This window comes from Saprospiraceae bacterium (assembly GCA_016709995.1).
In the GTDB taxonomy this organism is placed as follows: Bacteria; Bacteroidota; Bacteroidia; order Chitinophagales; family Saprospiraceae; genus JADJLQ01.
This window is the reverse complement of record JADJLQ010000001.1, coordinates 1,175,221-1,193,960: the sequence shown is the minus strand read 5'-3', so window position 1 is coordinate 1,193,960 and position 18,740 is coordinate 1,175,221. Positions and strand designations below refer to the sequence as shown.

Here is an 18,740-nt window from a genome sequence, read left to right as displayed (position 1 = left end):
TTTTTTAAACTATGCAGATCAATTGGTCATTTAAGCAAAGCATTACCTCCATCATCCTAAAAATTGGATTGCTATATCTGTTTTATTCTGTGTGCAGATTGGTGTTCTATTTTATCAACCAGGGTATATTTGGTTCGATTTCGGCGGGAGAGTGGTTCAATATACTAAGAGGAGGTGTATATTTTGACACTTCAGCCATCGCCTACCTTAATGCGATTTTCATTCTTGGGTGGTTGCTACCATTTCGAAGCGTATTGCTAAATCCGATATACAAAGGTATTATGGATACCGGGTTTTTATTGGTCAACATTGTAGGCTTGTTACTCAACGTAGTTGATTTTTATTATTTCGAATTTAACCTCAAAAGGTTGACAGCCGACTTCGGTCATTGGGTGGGAGAGAGCAATGTATCCCTGATTTTGGGGAGTTTTGCATCAAGCCATTGGTATGTAGTATTTCTCTTGATTGCGCTGATAGGGGCTTTTATTTATCTGTACAGAAAAATTCCATACTTCGTCTGGGGCAATCCCTCCGTGACCAGGTTTGTTGCTGTGCAGTTGGTGACTTTGGCAGTGATGATAGGTTTGGTCATTGCAGGGATGCGCGGAGGTTTTAAACATTCTACCAGGCCTATCACTTTGAGCAATGCCGGAGCCTATGTCAAAAAACCGGAGTATATGCCGATCGTACTCAATACGCCATTTAGTATCATTCGGACCATAGACAAAAAAGCATACTCTGCAGAAACTTTTATGAATGAATCAGAAGCAAGAACGATTTTTGACCCTGTCAAAAATTATCACCATCCAGCTGATTCGTTTAGAGCATTGAATGTGGTGATTCTGATTTTAGAGAGTTATTCTAAAGAACATTCCGGGCTGCTCAACCCTGATCTTGATGGAGGCCAATACAAGGGCTATACGCCATTTTTGGATAGTTTGATGAAACAAAGTCTTGTATGCACCAATGCATTCGCCAATGGTCGTAAATCGATCGATGCGATGCCATCTGTCCTGGCCGGTCTTCCTTCGCTCATAGTGCCCTACGTGTTATCACACAACAGCCTGGATAAAATAAACTCTTTGGCTTCATTGCTGCAACCTAAAGGGTATCAATCCGTATTTGCCCATGGTGCACCTAACGGTTCTATGGGTTTTGAAGCTTTTTCAAAAATTGCTCATTTTGACCAATATTGGGGCAAAACAGAATACAACAATGATGACGATTATGATGGTATATGGGGTATCTGGGATGAGGAGTTTTTACAGTTTTTTGACAAATCTTTATCGACACTGAAATCTCCTTTTCTGGGAGTTTGCTTTACTTTGTCTTCTCACCATCCTTTTGAGGTACCTACCAGATACACCGGTAAATTTGATAAAGGAAAGTTGCCGGTACATCAGAATGTTGGATACACAGATTATGCTTTAAAACGATTTTTTGAATCCGCTTCACAAAAAGAATGGTACAAGAATACATTATTTGTCATCACAGCGGATCACAGCACGGTTGCCTGGTCACAGAAGTATAATTCTTCTGTAGGAGCTTTTTCGATACCTATACTATATTACCTCCCGGGAGGAAATTTAAAAGGAGAGTATGAGAAGGTGACTCAACAAACTGATATCATGCCAACGATCCTGGATATATTGAATTTTGATCAATCCTTCGTAGCTTTTGGCAATAGTATCCTGGACACTTCAGCAAATCACTTTGCGCTAAACTATATCAATGACCAGTACCAGTGTATTGTCGATGGAGAGGTTTTGACTAGCATAGATGGTAAAAAACTGACGGGTTTGAATCCAATAACTTCTTCCATGGAAATAGGTGAAAGCTTATTGGGTAAGAATTCTAATCTTGAAAAGACGAAGTTGACTTTCCTCCAAGCCATCATTCAACAATATAATCAACGGATATTGAAAGATAAATTGACAGAGACTCAATGAAAAATACTATGGATAATATAATACCTAAATATCAACCGCAACTGGCTAAAAGGCTCAACCGCATAGCCTTGATCGTATCTATCATCGTCATATTGGTAGTAGCATCTTTAAGGCGACTGCACGTGGATACTTCGATAGATTTTAGCTGGTTGGCAGCCTTCCATTCCACACTCAATGCGATCACAGCGATCGGTTTGCTGCTGGCATATTATTTTATAAAAAACAATAATATAATATGGCATAAGCGATTGATGATCGCCAATATGATTTTCTCCGGCCTGTTTTTGTTATCTTATATCGTTTATCACCTGACGACGCCAGAGACCAAATATTGTCATGAAGGAGGCATTCGGTATTTTTATTTAATCATGCTTGCCACGCATATTATTTTGGCAGCTGTCATTCTACCGGTGATATTATATACTTTTATCAGGGCCTATACCGGACAAATAGAATTACATAAGAAAATGGCCAAGTGGGCTTTCCCATTGTGGTTATATATTGCCATTACGGGGCCAGTGATCTATTTAATGTTAAGATCATGCATGTGATGCCAGATAATCCCTAAATTTGCAGCTATGAAAAACTGGCGTCGCTTATTTTTGCTGATTGGACTCTTATTGACGGTGGGTCTGATTTCTGCACAATGCCCAATGTGCAGGATGTCTGTCGAATCCAATTTGGAAAATGGAGGTACCATAGGTAGGACCATCAATGCAGGTATCATGTACATGTTGCTGATGCCATATATTCTTGTGGGTACATTGGCTTATGTATGGCATAAAAATAAAAAGAAACAGCAAGATTGGGATAATGCTTCCGATGCCTCCGGTGACCCTGGTGCAAGCTTAAATTGAAGCTGGAGCAACGGAGAATATCTGCTCTGATAATTCTTCACTGGTGATATCAAGGTGAGAGCTATCATAAAAACATTCCCCATTGCGTATCAATAATACTTGGGGGGATTCGTGATGTACCGAATAATGATGTGCTATATAATTACTGATATTTCGGTGGGCAAGTAGGTCTAAATAATATATCTCTAGACCTACCTGATTCAGATCTTCTTTTTCCGAAAAAATTAATAATCTTTTTCTGGCTATATGACTGATAGAACAACTGGTACTGTGCTTAAATATTAATGCAATCTTATTGCTTGGTAATCGATCAATGCCCTGAATCTGATCCAGGGAGGTAAGAGAAGTCCAATCCATATAAATACTTACGATGTTAGAAATCGCTGGGGCAACCAATACCTCGATTGCAAGCCTCAACGAATATCATCATAAGAACAATGAATGCCCAAAATAGTTTCTTAGAAAATACCTTTTTCATCTAATAATAATTTTTAAAGATATACATATAACACCTCAAACGATCAAATGATGGTGCAAAAGTATAGATTTTTTGTTAAGTATTAACAAATTAGTCATTATACCAATGTATAAACTATTGATTAGGTCATAAAAAAAATAATGTCAACTTGATTTAAAATACAAATAGTGCACTCTATAGTAAGTATTTATCAAATTGTTAATATTTTAGCACTTTCCCCCCTACAAACAGTATATTGGCTATGCGCATATGGGTATGGAACGCAGTGGTATTATTATTGCTTATGAGCATAATCTCCAGGGATTATGTGACTAAACAACGGGATCAAAGAGCCATCAAACTTAAACAGTCCTCCCTTCAAAATACCAATATTGCCCTTCCTGATGGATTGGTGTGTCAGAGTGGTGCAAGCACAGTTAATTATGATGGTCCTGATGAGATATGTTTGGGTCAGACAATCGGTGATTTTACCGCCAGCTTTGTTGATAGGGATCCTAACCTGGTCAAGCCACATTATGATAAGTTTTTTATAAATGAGATTGACCCGGATACCCAAGGTAATGATACTGCAGAATTTGTCGAGATTCTTGGACCCCCTAATACTTCGTTAAATGGATTTGTGCTTGTGTTTTTTAATGGAGATGCATCAAATGATGCATCCTACAGATCTTTAGATTTGGACCGATTTTCCACAGATAGTTGTGGCTTTTTTTTAGCACATGGACCGAAAGTGCCTGATCCTCACCCAGCAAATAGTTTGTATGATACATTGATAACTGTTGGGAATGGATTTATTCAAAACGGGCCTGATGCGATTGGATTGTATCAAGTAGCCTCATTTCCAAATACCGGTGGAGCTGCCACTGCGATTGGATTAGTTGATGCAGTAGTTTATAATAATGCCGCGCCAGTTGATGCGGTTTTACGGGATACACTTTTACAAACTACACAATTTCGTGATAATACTGCTGCTTCATTGGCCAGAATGCCTGATGGTAACGGCCTTTTTGTATTAGACTCAACGCCGACACCCGGTACTTTTAATGCAGGAATAACTGGATACAATTACGTGTGGCTACTCACTAAAAATGACACAATATTAGAATCGAAAGAAGGTTTAAATGCATCCGGGTTTCCTGTAAACTTTACACTCAATGACGAAGGTGATTATTGTGTATATGGACTTTCCTATTATGGTGAATTGGCTGATTTTCAAGCATGTGGATTTGTTTCAACAGCACAAATCAAAGATTCTATAGCAGCAGGATATTGCGGTACCTTGAGTGATAATTGTCAATCATTTAATGTAAGTGGTGGTTTTTCATTTTTATCAGCTTCGACTACAGCATGCTCTACATTTGATGCCAATGGTACATACCAGGTGATTTTAAAATGGCTTGGTACTGCGCAAGGACCTTTTCAAGGACCGGATTATATGGCGATGATTGCCGGGTCTGCTATGATTTCTGGTGATACCACCTGCTTTACCAGCGATCCGATACCCGGCGGAGATACTCTATATTATCGATTGTTAAATGATCTTTGTGAAGACACCGTGACTAACTCGATTACTCAGTTTTGTGATTATTGCAGTTTCATGATCCCTCCTGATCATTTGGAAGATATAGGGGTTTGTGATATTGGACCGGTGACTATCACGCCTGCTGGAGGAGGTATTCCACAGATCAAACCTGCTGCAGATTTGTTTTTTTCGGAATATGTGGAGGGCTCCTTGAACAATAAATGTTTGGAGATTTATAATGGTACTCCAGACACAGTTGACCTTGATGCGGAGCATTACCGAGTGTCTATCTATTTTAATGGGGATACGAATCTATTAACACAGGGCATCATCGATCTAACAGGAAAGATACCCCCGGACGGGACTTTTGTTTTGTGCCACAATCTGGTTAGCCTGCCCGCCTTTATTAATGCATCAAATCAATTATCACCCAATCTTGATTTTAATGGTGACGATTTTATCAAGCTCACCCATGATGGAATTTTGATAGATGCTATAGGGCAGATAGGATTTGACCCTGGTGCTCAATGGGGAAGTGGACTACAATCCACGCAGGACAATACCTTGCGAAGATATAGCCAGATCTGCCAAGGTGATACGGATTCCACGGATGTTTATTTGCCCGCTGCATCGTGGGCAGGATTTCCAATAAATGATTCTGCAGGCATTGGCACCCATACTTACACTGCCATGGAAAACATCGTTGATTATTACAAGTTTTATAGTGGCGATCCTTTGATTGGAGGGCAACTTTTAGATAGTGGGCTTGCCTACCAAACTACAGTCGCTGCAGGGAGCACAACTACGATATATTACACAGCCTACCATGCTGGATATCAATGTGAGTCAACGAGTGACTCTGTCAAACTCCTTTCTACCAAAAGCAATTTGATCTGCAATGACTTCGTCCATGTGAGCTTACCGGTCTCCAATTGTGAGAAAACGGTCTTTGCAGAGGATGTACTTCAAAATCCAGGCAATTGTTCATTTCCTGTACTGCTCAGTTATCCTCAGGGTACTACGATCTATAAAGAAGGTAATATTCTTGATCGCAGCCATATCGGTTACAAGATGGTCTTCAGTGTCAGAGATCTTTATGGTAATTCATGTTGGGGCTATCTGATGGCAGAAGACAAGTCAGCGGCTGAATACCAATGCAAGAAGGATACGGTCTCCTGCTTTGAACTTGGTGCCATATTATCCACCCTCGATTCGGTGGTGGATGGCTGTGCAGGTACTGTCAGGTATGTGCAGCAGATTTTATACTCTGACTCGGCATGTGATCATACCTTCCTGGGTAGGATGATTAGAATAGTGATCGCAACTGACCAATGGCAAAATTCGAATGTTTGCCAGGACACATTTTTAATTAAAAAGTCGACTTTTTCGGAAGTGAACGGGCCTGATAAACTGAATCTCAATTGTGATCTTTTTGCAGGATCTCCTGCTGAGTTTTTCATACCTGATTCATTGCTGAGTTATCAGAGGGACGGATTGATCTCTGAAGATTTTCAGGTAGTGCCTTTTTTAGATACTTTTGATATGTATCCTTCTCCGAAGGCACTTTGTAACCTTAAAACCACTTACCATGATGTTGTATTTCCACTTTGTGGTAATGGCATGGTCATCAGAAGAGAGTGGGATATACTGGATTGGTGTACACTCAGGGATACTTTTTTGATCCAATATATTCACATTGAGGACCTGGCAGCTCCGCGTGCCTCTGCCTTGTCCCCTGTATTGGAAGCCAATGCGAATGCTCATGATTGTTATGGCACTATCACCAGGTATCGAAGACAGAGTTTTAGTGATTGTTCAGATCATACAGATGCCATGCACTATGATTATCCTGATCCTGCTCAAAATGGAAAGATCGTGCGAGTGGAGGGCGAGATTCTGGACCCAATCCGGCTACCGGTGGGTGTGCATCAAGTCATATTTACTTCGGTAGATGCCTGCGGACATTTTACCGAAAAAGCTGTGCCTGCTATTATTACAGATATCACTCCGCCCACTCCGGTGTGTGACTCGCATCTCGTGACTACAGTAGATCCACAAACATGCTGGTCCAGGATATATGCTACCGATCTGGATCAGGGCAGCAGGGACAATTGTCAGTCGACGCTTCATTTTGCAGCAGCTTCCATGGATAGTATAGTGTATTGGCAAAATTACTGGTATGGCTATCTTGAGCAAAAATGTGGCAAAACAGCATACTGGGCACATATCAACACTTACCAAAATTTAATAGATCATTGGATCAATTGTTATGTTTTTGGCGATTATGTAGAGCTGGCCAGTTGTGTAGACAAGCAGGTGGTACTTAGGGCATATGAGGCAGATTACATTCCTTTGTATGATCCGCATGGCACTATCTTGACTAATCATGAATGGTACTGTTTGCATGCTACATCTTTTGGCAGAACTGAACTTAATTACAGTTATTTTAAAAGCGGATTTAAATCTGTCACCAGGCCTAAACTAGATTGTATAGATACGCTGAGGCTCCGGTATTATGATGCTCCTGTGTTTGACCCGGAGGAATCTTATCTCCCTACTCAGCGTAAAAAAGCGTATTGTACCCTTAGTTTATTAGACTCCAGCAGATTATTGACTAATGGCTGTAATGGAATACGGTACAATGATTGTATGACCACAGTCACTGTAGTAGACAAGACTCCACCAGTGGCTAGCACTCCTGATGACATTGAAGTATTCTGTGATGGTGCTCAATATGGTAGGGCAGAGGACATCTGCAGCAGTTCGCCGGATAAAGAAAAAAATCTCAGCGACTTTGATTGCCTGGATCTCAAGGGCCAACCTTATTTCGAAGTCGAATGCAAAAAGGAAAACGATCTGGACCTGCAAGATGCAGTGGATGCCAATGGATTGGCATTTGGGTACTACAGCTGCTATAATGGAAGTCTCCAGGCTCATGATCAAGATAATCACAGTAGCTGCGATCCAGGCTCCTGGAGTCCTGTCTACTGCCATAGGTGGTTATGTCAAGACCAATATGATCAATCGCTTTCTAAAGTCACCGATTTGTTTTCAAAGCCTTACTATGGAGTTGCTTACGACGAATCTCATGGGGATTTGATCGTTTCGGACAACTGTGGTCTGGATACTGCCCATACCATTGTATCCGATGAACAGGCTATCCAACCTTGCGGTACCGGTTGGTATCGTCGTACCTGGAAGTTTAAAGACTTTTGTGGCAATAGTACGAGCGTGAGTCAAAAAATCATCGTGCTCCATCGATCTGATTTTGAGGTTATTTTCCCTGAAGATGTTGCCCTGGCCTGCACTGATCTACCATCGCTCGGGCTAGCCCTTACAGCCAAACCCATCATCTCCGACGATGAATGTGAGCTGGTTAGTATCACCCATACAGATCTCAGATATGATATTGTATCAGAATCCTGTTTTAAAATACTCAGGACCTGGACTGTATTGGATGAATGTATATGGTCAGCTTTACCGCACGATCTGCATGCTCCTGAAGTAATAGTCAATGATACCCTGGTGGCAGATCAGCTCAATAGATCATGCGTCTACCGAAACCTTAAAGATGGCGGCGATGGGTATATGCAGTATGTACAGATCATTAAAGTCATCGATACGGTGGCTCCTGTTATTGAATTGGATGACAAAGTCGTATGTGTGGGTGATGCAGCTTGTTTAGCTCAATTGATAAGACTGGACATCAAACTATCCGACGACTGCGATCCGCAGGGAAATGGAGTCAAGATTCAATCATATATCGACTTCGACGCACACGCTTACGATCAGAAAATCACCTCTGAAGCGGATGCTGATCAGTCCTTGGCTGTAGTCAATAAGATACTTACACTCACTAAAGTACCTCCTGGGAAACATCTGATTTTGCTAAAGGCCCAAGACCTGTGTGGGAATACTACTGAACTAGTAACGCGATTGGAGGTCAAAGACTGCAAATTGCCGACACCATATTGTTTTGATCAATTAAGTACAGTGATCATGCCTTCCAGTGGTAACCTTCGTATATGGGCCAAAGATTTTGATGCAGGCAGCTATGACAACTGTACTGCCAAATCACATTTAAAATTTTCTTTCGGAGCGGATCCTTCTGATAGCAGCAAACTCATAACCTGCCAGGATTTTAAAAACGGATTATCACAGACTTTTACATTGAACATTTGGGTCATAGATGAAACTGGGAATAAAGACTATTGTAGTACTTCAATATATATTACCAGAACACTTGGTCAAAATTGTGATTCGACCATGGGGATCACCAGACCGGTCATCAAGCCCAATCAAAATGTGGTGGTACTTCCTGCGAATACAACACCTCAACCTGCAATATTGGAAAGTCTCGGGGTGTCCAAAAAGTCCAGCATAAGCCTTAGTTTCTATCCTAATCCATTCTCGCAATCTACTACGATCAATATTGAAAGTGTTTCATCAGAGATTATTCAGTATGCAATCGTCAATATTCAGGGAAGGGTAGTGCATCAAAGAAAAACATTGGGTCAGGGAGTACATCAAATTAAGATTGGTAAAGAAGACTTGCCCGGACCAGGTATTTATTTCTGCCAGATGACGATTGGCCCAAACCTGACCGTGGTAAAATTGGTGCTTTTGGATTAACAGGTAACTTGAAAATTAACCTAATGTTTTGACCTTAATCAGAGGAGTTAATTAATTTACAAATCCTTATACGTTAAAGATTGATCATCCTTTGATTCTTATCTACATTCTTTAAAAAATGAATCTTCCAATTTAAAACCTTGCTCCCAAGATTCGGAAATGAAGTGTTACGCCATCACGGGGTAATATACTCGCATTTTCCTTTCTTGGCTATTTCGGGAGTATTAGACAATTGCCATTACCTAATGGAAAGTATACCTGATTTGAAATTTAACTTCAGACCGTTTGTGCCCATTGATTAAATCTAATCCACTACCTAACGAAATTGCATCCGGTTGGTATGTAACTGCATAACGGCCTTCGAGAGTCAGACTTCTAATGCCATCATACCTAAGATTAAAATAATTTCTCCACCCTCTGCCACTATACACCGGCACATAAAAATTGTACAACAAATCGTTTTCATATGCATAGATGCCTGCATCAAAATTTTCTACATCATAATAAGCCAGGCGGGTGGATAAAGTCACCGGGTGATCAATAGGGTGATATAATAAATCCTGGTAAATCATCCAGCCATGGTATTTAGTGTTACTGCTGGTTTTGAAATGAGATGCCTCAATCCTATTTCGAGTCTCCAGTGACTTTGACCATTGGTAGTTAAAATTGAATCGATACGATTTTTTTGAATTATGATTTAAAGATCGCAATGGATCGTTGCTGGATACATTTTCTTCTTTTGATTTATTTCTATATTGGATATAAGCTTCCATTTTTCGTTTGATGGTATAGGTAAGCCGCATCATTTGTTCATTGCCATCAGAAGGGCCCTGTACACCAAATTTTAACCAGGGATGGTTCCAGTTGTCCCAATAAGCCGCGATTTTCCACCGGGTTGCGGGCCTGATTTCAGCGCCTACGTACAGTCCGTTTTCATTAGTAGCGAGTGTACTTTCGGTGAAAGCATTGGAATATAATGCAGGAAATTTTGGATCCAGGTTTCGATACAATACAGCCAGGTCAAAATTTTTGTCCAGGGCAAGCTGGAGACCCTCGATGAAAGCAGATGAGCCTGGACTGGCAACGGCATATTCTCCAAAAAAATTAAAATTTCTCCACTGAAAGCTATGGTCTACACTGGATTGAAACAGCGAGGTACCTGTAAACGAAAATTGATTGTAAAGATTAGATTGTTTTTGAAAGGACTTGTCATAGTCTACGTATACCGTATTCAACCCAAGGTGTCCGTGCTTGCCTTTATAACGAAAAGCTCCACCGACCAAACTTTCTTTTATTTTGTCTTCATCCGCTATCTCACTCAAGGTCCGATGATAGCCACTTTCCTGGAAACTACTGAATGCCGACTCCCGGTCAATCGAATCCAATAATACATTGCCATCCTTTCTGCGCCTGGATACAAAGAGGGTAGCATCAATCGAAGGGTTTAGTTTTATGTTCGAAGCCAGGCCTCTGAAAAAATTTGTTTCATTAACTGAACTGTACGCACTCAATGTTCTTTCTCCTTTGCGGATATTAGTGGACCATGGACTTTTACCAATACCAAATCCGGATTGCATGATCAATCCCTGGCCCAATCTGATATTATAATCACCGAGAATGATTTCTTCAATGTGTTTGTTTGGTTTTCGGAGAGAGGCATGAAATGAATAATAGTCGAAGCCTTGTCTGTTACTCCCTCTAAAAAATTCTTCTCCAGGATCCTTTTCTGCAGTCAGTCCTACACTCAGCCGATTTTCATAAGACATACGATAGCGCATATACAACCTGGAGGGACCTCCTGTATAATGAGCTTTGTTGCCTACTGGTGGGGCATATCCTGCCTGATCTTCCAGGACGCGTCCAAATCTCAAAAAGACCTGGTGTGTACTGCCAGCCAACATGGAGCTAAAAGGTAAACTATAAGTGTCAAATCCTGCGTCCAATGCAATAAACGGAAGTATGGCACGAATGGTATTCAGATCAAATCCGGGAACTGACTGTAATTCATATAAGCTGATCAATGCTCCCTGGGTTTGAATGTATGATTTGAGAAAGGCAATTTGAGAAGGCCTTAACAATATAAAATCATCCAACTGGTCAGGGTTGTTGATATTGACGCGATGTTTTTTAATGGACTCCAAGCGATCCATGAAAGTGTTGTAATCAAAGTCCCCATCCTCTGACCTGGATTCAATATAAGATTGTATCAGATCTTCCACAAACCTATCCGTATTTAATCCAGTAGAATCGAGTGGCAAGCTGATCTGTCCAAATCCTGCAGTAGAATAAAGTGCAACAAAAAAAAGAATGAGTCGGGAATCAAAAAATCTCATTAAAAGTAATCTCTAATAAATTCCAATTATAATGGGTGGATGTCTACCCAGCGCCTGGAGTGCCAACTTTCGATACCTTTTTCTGCCAGCTGGATCCCTTTGGCGCCTTCTTTTAAACTCCATGGAAAAGGTTCGTCGAGCACGATGTGTTTTAAAAATAATTCCCATTGTATTTTAAAAGCATTGTCATATACTTCCTGATCAGGTACTTTGCTCCAGCCTGAATAAAAATTAATAGGTTGTTCAATATCCGGATTCCACACGGGTTTGGGCGTATTGCCATAGTGTTGTGTATAGCATTCCCTCAATCCGGCTACGGCAGAACCCTTTGTGCCATCTACCTGTAAAGTGAGTAAATCATCTCTGCGGACTCTGGTAGTCCATGATGAATTAAAATGTGCGACGATACCATGCTCAAGCTGAAAAGTAGCATACGCGGCATCATCAGCGGTGCAGGCATAGGGATTGCCGTGCTCATCAATACGCTCAGGGATATGAGTAGCTCCCAGGCAGGACACTGATTGTACAGCACCAAACAGGTTGTCAAGCACATAACGCCAATGGCATAGCATATCGATGATGATTCCTCCACCATCTTCGTTTCTATAATTCCAGGACGGTCTTTGAGCTGGAATAGAATGCCCTTCGAAAACCCAATAACCAAATTCACCTTTAACTGAGAGTATTTTACCGAAAAAATCATTTTCAATCAGGCGCTTCAATTTGACCAAACCTGGTAGCCATAATTTATCTTGAACGACGCCGTTTTTGAGTCCTGATTGCTGGCAAAGGGTGTATAATTCTAAGGCTTCCTGCGTATTAGTCGCACTTGGTTTTTCACAATATATATGTTTGCCGGCTTTGATGGCTTTTCTTACACTGTCTACTCTTTGGTTGGTGATTTGAGCATCGAAATAAACTGAATACTGATCATCAGCCAGGACGGTGTCAAGTTGGGTTGTATACTTGCTGATGCCAGCGCGTGTGCACAACTGCGCCAGTTTGCCTTCATTCCTGCCGACCAGGATCGGATCAGGCATGATATAGTCTCCCTGGGAGGTTTTAACGCCACCTTGTTTGATGATCTCTGCAATGGATCTCATCAGGTGCTGATTGGTGCCCATACGACCAGTCACGCCATTCATGATGATCCCTACTTTATGCTGCTTCATATATCGGATTTGTTTTGTTGAAATGAATTTTGGTATGCTATTTTTATTTTTTGAAGATACTCTGATTGGTCCATACTCCAATAATGATTAGAGAATATTTCAACCTCTTCTAAACCTGTAAAACCGGTTTGATTGACCCAGGTTCTGATTTGATGTACAGGGATACAACCTTCCCCCATCAATCCACGATCATTGAGCAGATCGGTGGTGTTTACTTTCCAATCGCAGATGTGAAAAGCTAATAATTTTCCGGAGGCTCCACATCGGGCAATTTCAGATTCAAGATGAGGATCCCACCAGACATGGTACACATCCAAAGCGACGCCGACCCACTCAGATTGTAAGCTAATCGACATATCTGTAGCCTGAGCCAGGGTGTTGATCGCTGACCGATCACCTGCATACATCGGGTGAAGAGGCTCTATGGCTAGTTTTACCCCGGCAGCTTGAGCATGGGGTAGAACCTGATGGAGTCCATCCTGGATCTGTAGCCTTGAAGTGGCTAATGATTGGGTAGGATCAGCCCCACATACCAGTACAATTATTGGTGCACCAAGTGCATATGCCTCGTCAATTGCTCTTAAATTATCTTCGATAGCCAGCAGTCGTTTGGCAGGATCAGTGGATGGAAAAAATCCTCCTCTGGCCAGCGAGGTGACCTCAAGTCCATGAGATCTGATTTGGTCACCAATAGCTTTGATATTTCTGCCTTCTAAGGTATTCCGCCAAACAGATATGCCTGCTATGGAGGCGGCTGCATAGTTAGTGATGGCTTCTTCGATCGACCATGGTTTGGTAGTAATGGTGTGAATGCAAAGTTTTGAAAAAATACCATTTCTCATCATCTATCCCTTGATGCCATTAAAAAAAGTGTAATAAGGTGCCTGGTCAGCAAGTCGGTTGACATATAAAGCAGCTTCCCGGATGTGGTAGTCACCCCACATGCTCGATTCTCCGTAGGGTATTTTGGCACCCGGTGCTACATAATCCCAACTATTAGGTCGGTGATAGATCGAGTGCAATAACAGACCCTGGTGAGCCTGATCTGTACTGAGATAGGGAGCTTGAAGCAAAGCATTCAATACGGTAAGTCCTGCCTGAAAATATTTCTGACCTGAAGCTGCATCACCATTAGCTTTCAAATAATGTCCCAGCCTCATTAGTCCCTGGCAAGCAATAGCTGCAGCTGAACTATCTACGGGTTCATATTCATTGTATGGGTTGGCATTTTGATCGAGATAATCACCAAGGAGATGAAGATTGGGAGCACCGGTGTCCCAATAAGGTATACCGTCCTTGGGGCTGTACTCGATGTAAAAGTCACAGGTAGCACGTGCAGCATTCAGCATCATGGACTCAAGGTCCGATCTGCCACCAAAGGCATCTAATTCTGAATCACTAATATGCGTTAGCAATTCTAATTCCTCTGCAAAACCACAAATCGCCCAGGCCAATCCTCTGGTCCAGGTAGAAAATCCTGTATATCCTTGCTGGGAGTTAGGACACCGAAACTGGCCATCTTTGACATTAAAGACAGATTCATGCGCTGTACGACCACGTAAATCATAATGATCTCTTCCTTCACCATAATATACAGCGTATTTCGCAGTGGTTGCAATATGTTGGAGGGCACGATCTAATAAATTGATATGGATATCATTTTCAGCTTGAAGTTCATGACCTAATACATGGCTCAGCATCAAAGCTCTGCAAGATCTGATCGTATCTACAAATAATGAATGGGCTCCATTAAACGAATGGATATATCCGCCCTGTTTGATGGATGTCCATCGGGAGGCCTGGACTGCACCGGACACTTTGATAGCCAGCTGGTAAAACTCTTTTTCCCAGGAGTCCAATTCGATCCGACCTTCCTGCATCAGGCGTAGTAAATTGCCATAAGTACTTACGTTGTTAAACCCATGATCATGGACCCCGATATGGCTGATATGCGTAGCCATGGATTTGACTGTGTGTTTGCGACCAATCTCTAAAAACTGGGGATCATTGGTGGCATCAAATTGTAAGATAGCGGCACCATATTGAAATCCCTGAGTCCATTCGGTCCAGCCTCTGGTAGTGTATTTTCCCGCCTCAGTAAATACCGGAGATCCTTTCGAATGGTCATAATGTTGCTCAATAGTTAGGACTTTTTGACCGGATAGATTCCAAAAATTCGGGAGTTTAGTACTTAACTTTTTTACATCAATTTCATTATCAATCAGTAGCATAATTCGGCTTCAGTAGTATTATTTAATAAAGAAGTTAAAACTAATACAATTGTGGGAATTGGATAAACGGGAACACAGCATATTGGGACGGACTGTTGATCTTAGGTTCAGGTTTTGGGACTTTAGCATTAATCCTTTACTTTTTAATTTACTCTAGCTGAACTGAATAGTAAAATTGTATGGCCTTTCCACGAAGAAAATAATGACAAAATTTTTGATACATAGGATAATGCAATTGACCGAAATAGCTTCTGAACCCTATTTATTAAATCATTGTAAAATAAACATTGATAAAAACATTGTAAAAATGATACTGCCCGCCTTAATTAAGATTTATTTTTATATCAAGTTTTAATAATTATTCGATTTGCTAAATAAAACAATAGGTAAAATCGGACCTTCAACAGGCCCCAAAAATCATGAGAAATTTATTCGTTGTTCTGCTGTCTTTGCTTTTTACAGGGCTGTTTGGCCAACAAGAATTAAGAAACCAGCGACTCAGCCAAGTCAGATCGATCAAAAACTTAGTAGCTCTTTGGGATTTTAAAGAACCACAGGGTCAAGCAAGAAAAGCAATTGGTCGCGGCGAGTTTGCATTAAAAGAGCAAAATGGAACACTGCCACGCATATCCGAAGGCCCTCTCTCAGGTTACTCCACACAATTTGCCGGTCAAGCCTACCTTTCATTGCAAAATGCTGAAGTGGGCGAGCTCAATATTTATGGAAAAAAGCAAGGCGTGTCGGTGGTGGCTTGGATCAAATGGACTGGGGAACAAACAGGTTTTGTGGGAGGAATGTGGAATGAATACCAGGATGGTGGTAAACGGCAGTATGGTTTGTTTGTCTCTTTGCCTCATTATAATGGTAAAAATCAAGTCTGTGGTCACATTTCACAAAGTGGCAAACCAACGCCTCCTTTTCCTTATTCCATTGATTATGCTGCCAGCAGACAAGAGGTGCCTGTTAATCAATGGGTGTCTATTTCATTTACTTACGATGGGAATTATATTAGATCTTACTTAAATGGTGTCCTTGAAAAGCGAGCACCGGAATTGATAAACCATACCAAAGGTTTTGAAGGATTTCCGGATGGGCTGGTTCAATCCAAAAATCCTTATTATTTTCCTTATGGCATCGGAAACAATAGATCTGATTTTACAGTGGGTGCAGTTTTACTAAAAAGCGGTATGGGCAATTATTTCAAAGGACAAATTGGGGGGTTAGCAATTTATGACCGCGCTTTGAAAGAAAAAGAATTGAAACGACTATCTCTTTAGCAATGTAACTATTACTTCTACAGGACATATAAAATGGGCCTTTAATCCTGAACCTCAACGATCATCTCTATCTCGACAGCTATATTGCTTGGCAAGGCGCCCATACCTACTGCACTTCGTGCATGTTTGCCTCTGTCGCCAAATACTTTTACCAGAAGATCAGAACAACCATTGATCACTGCAGGTTGATTGGCAAAATCAGGAGCGCTGTTGACCATACCGAGTACTTTGACTACTCTTTTAACTTTACTTAAATCACCTAGCTCATCTTTAAGCGAAGCTATTAGTTGTATACCGCACAACCTGGCAGCTTCATAGCCTTCCTCTACAGTGAGGTCAGCTCCTAATTTCCCGGTGACGAGCGTGCCGTCAGGCCTATTAGGACCTTTACCCGAGGTATACACAAGGTTGCCGGTGCGTACAGTATTGACATAATTGGCTACAGGTGGTCCCGCTTTGACTAATTCGATGCCGAGCTCTGTGAGTTTGGTCTCAGGAGAAACTGTATATAACATTTCTGTTGGTTTTGTTGTGTTACAAGCAAAAAGAACTATCGCCAGCAAAGCTAGACAGTAATATTGAATTTGATGTTTTTTCATGGCCTTAAGATAATAAAAAAGGGTCAGCTAAAGCCGACCCTTTTTGTCCATCTTCCTCAAAACTTATTTTTATCGTGGACCAATGCCGTAATACTGTTTTTGGCTATATCCTGGATAATACCCTTCTAATAAAACCCCTTCAGCATTGTCTCGCAACAGTGCTATCACTTCTGATGGTTTAGTGACTGGTTTGCGATTGATTTTTGTAATAATAAATCCTTCTTCTATTTCGCTTTCTGCCAGTATTCCTGGTTTGAGGTCTTTTACTTGAACTCCTCCTGAAAGGCCCATGCGATTTGCAGTAGCATTGTCTAATGGAATCAAAGTTGCCCCGAGTGATTTTTCAACTTCCTCTGACGGGGTAGGAGGTGCGGATAAAGCATTGGTACCTTGTTGATTTTTGAGCTTCACGGTGAATACCTTTATTTCTCCCATCCTATTCACTTTGACTTTTAGTTCGTCACCGATGCGATGACTGCCTACGAGCTCCATGAGATCGGAGCTGCTACCTACTTTTCTATCGTTAATCGAAACCACCACATCTTTTTCTTTGATACCTGCACTTTGAGCAGCACTGTTGGGAACAACTGAACTGACATAGGCTCCTTCATTGACCGGCAAATCATATTGTTTCGCAAAATTGCCGTCTATATTGGCTATAGTTACTCCCAGGTAACCTCTCTGCGTGCTGCCATATTGTATAAGATCGGATACGACCCTGCTCGCCAGGTTGGCTGGGACAGCAAAGCCATAACCGGCGTAGGTGCCTGATTGACTAGCTATAGCTGTATTGATGCCCATGAGATTGCCATTGAGGTCTATGAGCGCACCACCACTATTGCCGGGATTGATAGCTGCGTCCGTTTGGATAAAGGACTCTATGCCACCAACACTGCGATCGAATAAAGCAATATCTCTGCCTTTAGCGCTGACTATACCCGCTGTAACAGTTGATGTCAGGTTAAAAGGATTGCCAATAGCCAACACCCATTGCCCAATCTTAACATCATCCGAATTGGAAAATTTTAGACTTGGCAACTCTTTTTCGTCTATTTTGATGACAGCGATATCTGTTTGAGGGTCAGTACCTACCAACTTTGCTTTATATTTTCTTTTATCATTGAGAGTAACTTCCAGATCTTCAGCTCCTTGTACCACATGATTGTTGGTGACGATGTAACCATCAGCGTTGACGATGACACCACTGCCACTGCCTACTCTGGGGCCTTGTTGATCTCCAAAGATATCCCCCCAACCTCCATTGGATTGGCCTCTGCTTCTGGTACCAGATACGCCACTCGCTGATAAAATGTGCACTACGGAACCCAACGATCTTTCGGCTACGCCGGTAAAGTCGAGAGCAACGGGAGCTCCATTTTCATCAAGGGTATATAAGGCGCTTTTGACAGGTGATTTGTCGACATGCTCGATAATGACATTTTGCTTTGAGCTGCCTAGAAACTGATAAGCACCAAAGACCAAAGCCGCAGCAACCAGCGCGACTATAAATTGACTTACAATTGATGATTTCATATGTTGAATTCTGTTTTTTTAAATTGGAACAGTTACAAATTTAACTTCAAAAGGCACAACTTGTTTTTGAATAGCGGCGCTTTAAAAAGAGTTTAACTTGAATTAAAAAATATTAACATATCTGTATTGGCCAATTAAAGTGCTTCATATGGCTTAG

12 protein-coding genes are annotated in these 18,740 nt (G+C 41.4%); 5 read left to right on the top strand and 7 right to left on the bottom strand.

The window, feature by feature from the left end; all coding sequences use genetic code 11:
- Positions 1 to 11 precede the first annotated feature (11 nt).
- Genes IPJ09_05020 through IPJ09_05010 form a run of 3 tightly spaced genes read left to right on the top strand, consistent with a single transcriptional unit; the run spans position 12 to position 2,806 of the window.
- The gene (locus tag IPJ09_05020; protein ID MBK7370793.1) at positions 12 to 1,949 is read left to right on the top strand and encodes a sulfatase-like hydrolase/transferase; all 1,938 of its coding nucleotides are present in this window, start codon (positions 12 to 14) and stop codon (positions 1,947 to 1,949) included.
- An 8-nt stretch (positions 1,950 to 1,957) separates the two neighbouring features.
- On the top strand, positions 1,958 to 2,500 hold the full coding sequence (locus tag IPJ09_05015) for a DUF420 domain-containing protein (protein ID MBK7370792.1): 543 nt from the start codon (positions 1,958 to 1,960) through the stop codon (positions 2,498 to 2,500).
- A 27-nt stretch (positions 2,501 to 2,527) separates the two neighbouring features.
- Complete coding sequence (locus tag IPJ09_05010) at positions 2,528 to 2,806, top strand: hypothetical protein (GenBank protein ID MBK7370791.1); 279 nt, start codon at positions 2,528 to 2,530, stop codon at positions 2,804 to 2,806.
- On the opposite strand, the gene ytxJ is transcribed toward IPJ09_05010, so the two are convergent.
- Positions 2,798 to 3,163 carry a bacillithiol system redox-active protein YtxJ gene (gene ytxJ / locus IPJ09_05005; GenBank protein ID MBK7370790.1) on the bottom strand — a complete coding sequence of 122 codons (366 nt, stop codon included), beginning with the start codon at positions 3,161 to 3,163 and terminating at the stop codon, positions 2,798 to 2,800. The two genes, IPJ09_05010 and ytxJ, sit on opposite strands and share 9 nt — an antisense overlap.
- A 404-nt stretch (positions 3,164 to 3,567) precedes the next feature.
- Here ytxJ and IPJ09_05000 point away from each other — a divergent pair, with 404 nt between their 5' ends.
- Positions 3,568 to 9,438: a T9SS type A sorting domain-containing protein gene (locus tag IPJ09_05000; GenBank protein MBK7370789.1), complete on the top strand. Its 5,871-nt coding sequence runs from the start codon at positions 3,568 to 3,570 to the stop codon at positions 9,436 to 9,438.
- A 242-nt stretch (positions 9,439 to 9,680) separates the two neighbouring features.
- Here IPJ09_05000 and IPJ09_04995 read toward each other — a convergent pair whose 3' ends face one another.
- The 4 genes from IPJ09_04995 to IPJ09_04980 are packed head-to-tail and all read right to left on the bottom strand — an operon-like array spanning position 9,681 to position 15,174.
- Complete coding sequence (locus IPJ09_04995) at positions 9,681 to 11,771, bottom strand: helix-hairpin-helix domain-containing protein (GenBank protein ID MBK7370788.1); 2,091 nt, start codon at positions 11,769 to 11,771, stop codon at positions 9,681 to 9,683.
- Between the two features lie 26 nt (positions 11,772 to 11,797).
- Positions 11,798 to 12,943: a Gfo/Idh/MocA family oxidoreductase gene (locus IPJ09_04990; GenBank protein ID MBK7370787.1), complete on the bottom strand. Its 1,146-nt coding sequence runs from the start codon at positions 12,941 to 12,943 to the stop codon at positions 11,798 to 11,800.
- Positions 12,940 to 13,785, bottom strand: coding sequence for a sugar phosphate isomerase/epimerase (locus IPJ09_04985; GenBank protein ID MBK7370786.1), 846 nt, complete (start codon positions 13,783 to 13,785; stop codon positions 12,940 to 12,942). The genes IPJ09_04990 and IPJ09_04985 overlap by 4 nt, the downstream gene beginning before the upstream one ends.
- Positions 13,786 to 13,788: 3 nt before the next feature.
- Positions 13,789 to 15,174 (bottom strand): glycoside hydrolase family 88 protein, encoded by a 1,386-nt coding sequence (locus tag IPJ09_04980; protein MBK7370785.1) that lies wholly within the window; start codon positions 15,172 to 15,174, stop codon positions 13,789 to 13,791.
- A 419-nt stretch (positions 15,175 to 15,593) separates the two neighbouring features.
- On the opposite strand from IPJ09_04980, the gene IPJ09_04975 reads away from it, so the two are divergent.
- A complete protein-coding gene (locus IPJ09_04975) occupies positions 15,594 to 16,451 on the top strand; it encodes a LamG domain-containing protein (GenBank protein ID MBK7370784.1) in 858 nt (285 codons plus the stop codon).
- A gap of 41 nt (positions 16,452 to 16,492) precedes the next feature.
- On the opposite strand, the gene IPJ09_04970 is transcribed toward IPJ09_04975, so the two are convergent.
- Positions 16,493 to 17,050 carry a RidA family protein gene (locus IPJ09_04970; protein ID MBK7370783.1) on the bottom strand — a complete coding sequence of 186 codons (558 nt, stop codon included), beginning with the start codon at positions 17,048 to 17,050 and terminating at the stop codon, positions 16,493 to 16,495.
- 69 nt (positions 17,051 to 17,119) lie between these two features.
- Positions 17,120 to 18,583 carry a Do family serine endopeptidase gene (locus IPJ09_04965; GenBank protein ID MBK7370782.1) on the bottom strand — a complete coding sequence of 488 codons (1,464 nt, stop codon included), beginning with the start codon at positions 18,581 to 18,583 and terminating at the stop codon, positions 17,120 to 17,122.
- Between the last annotated feature and the right edge of the window lie 157 nt (positions 18,584 to 18,740).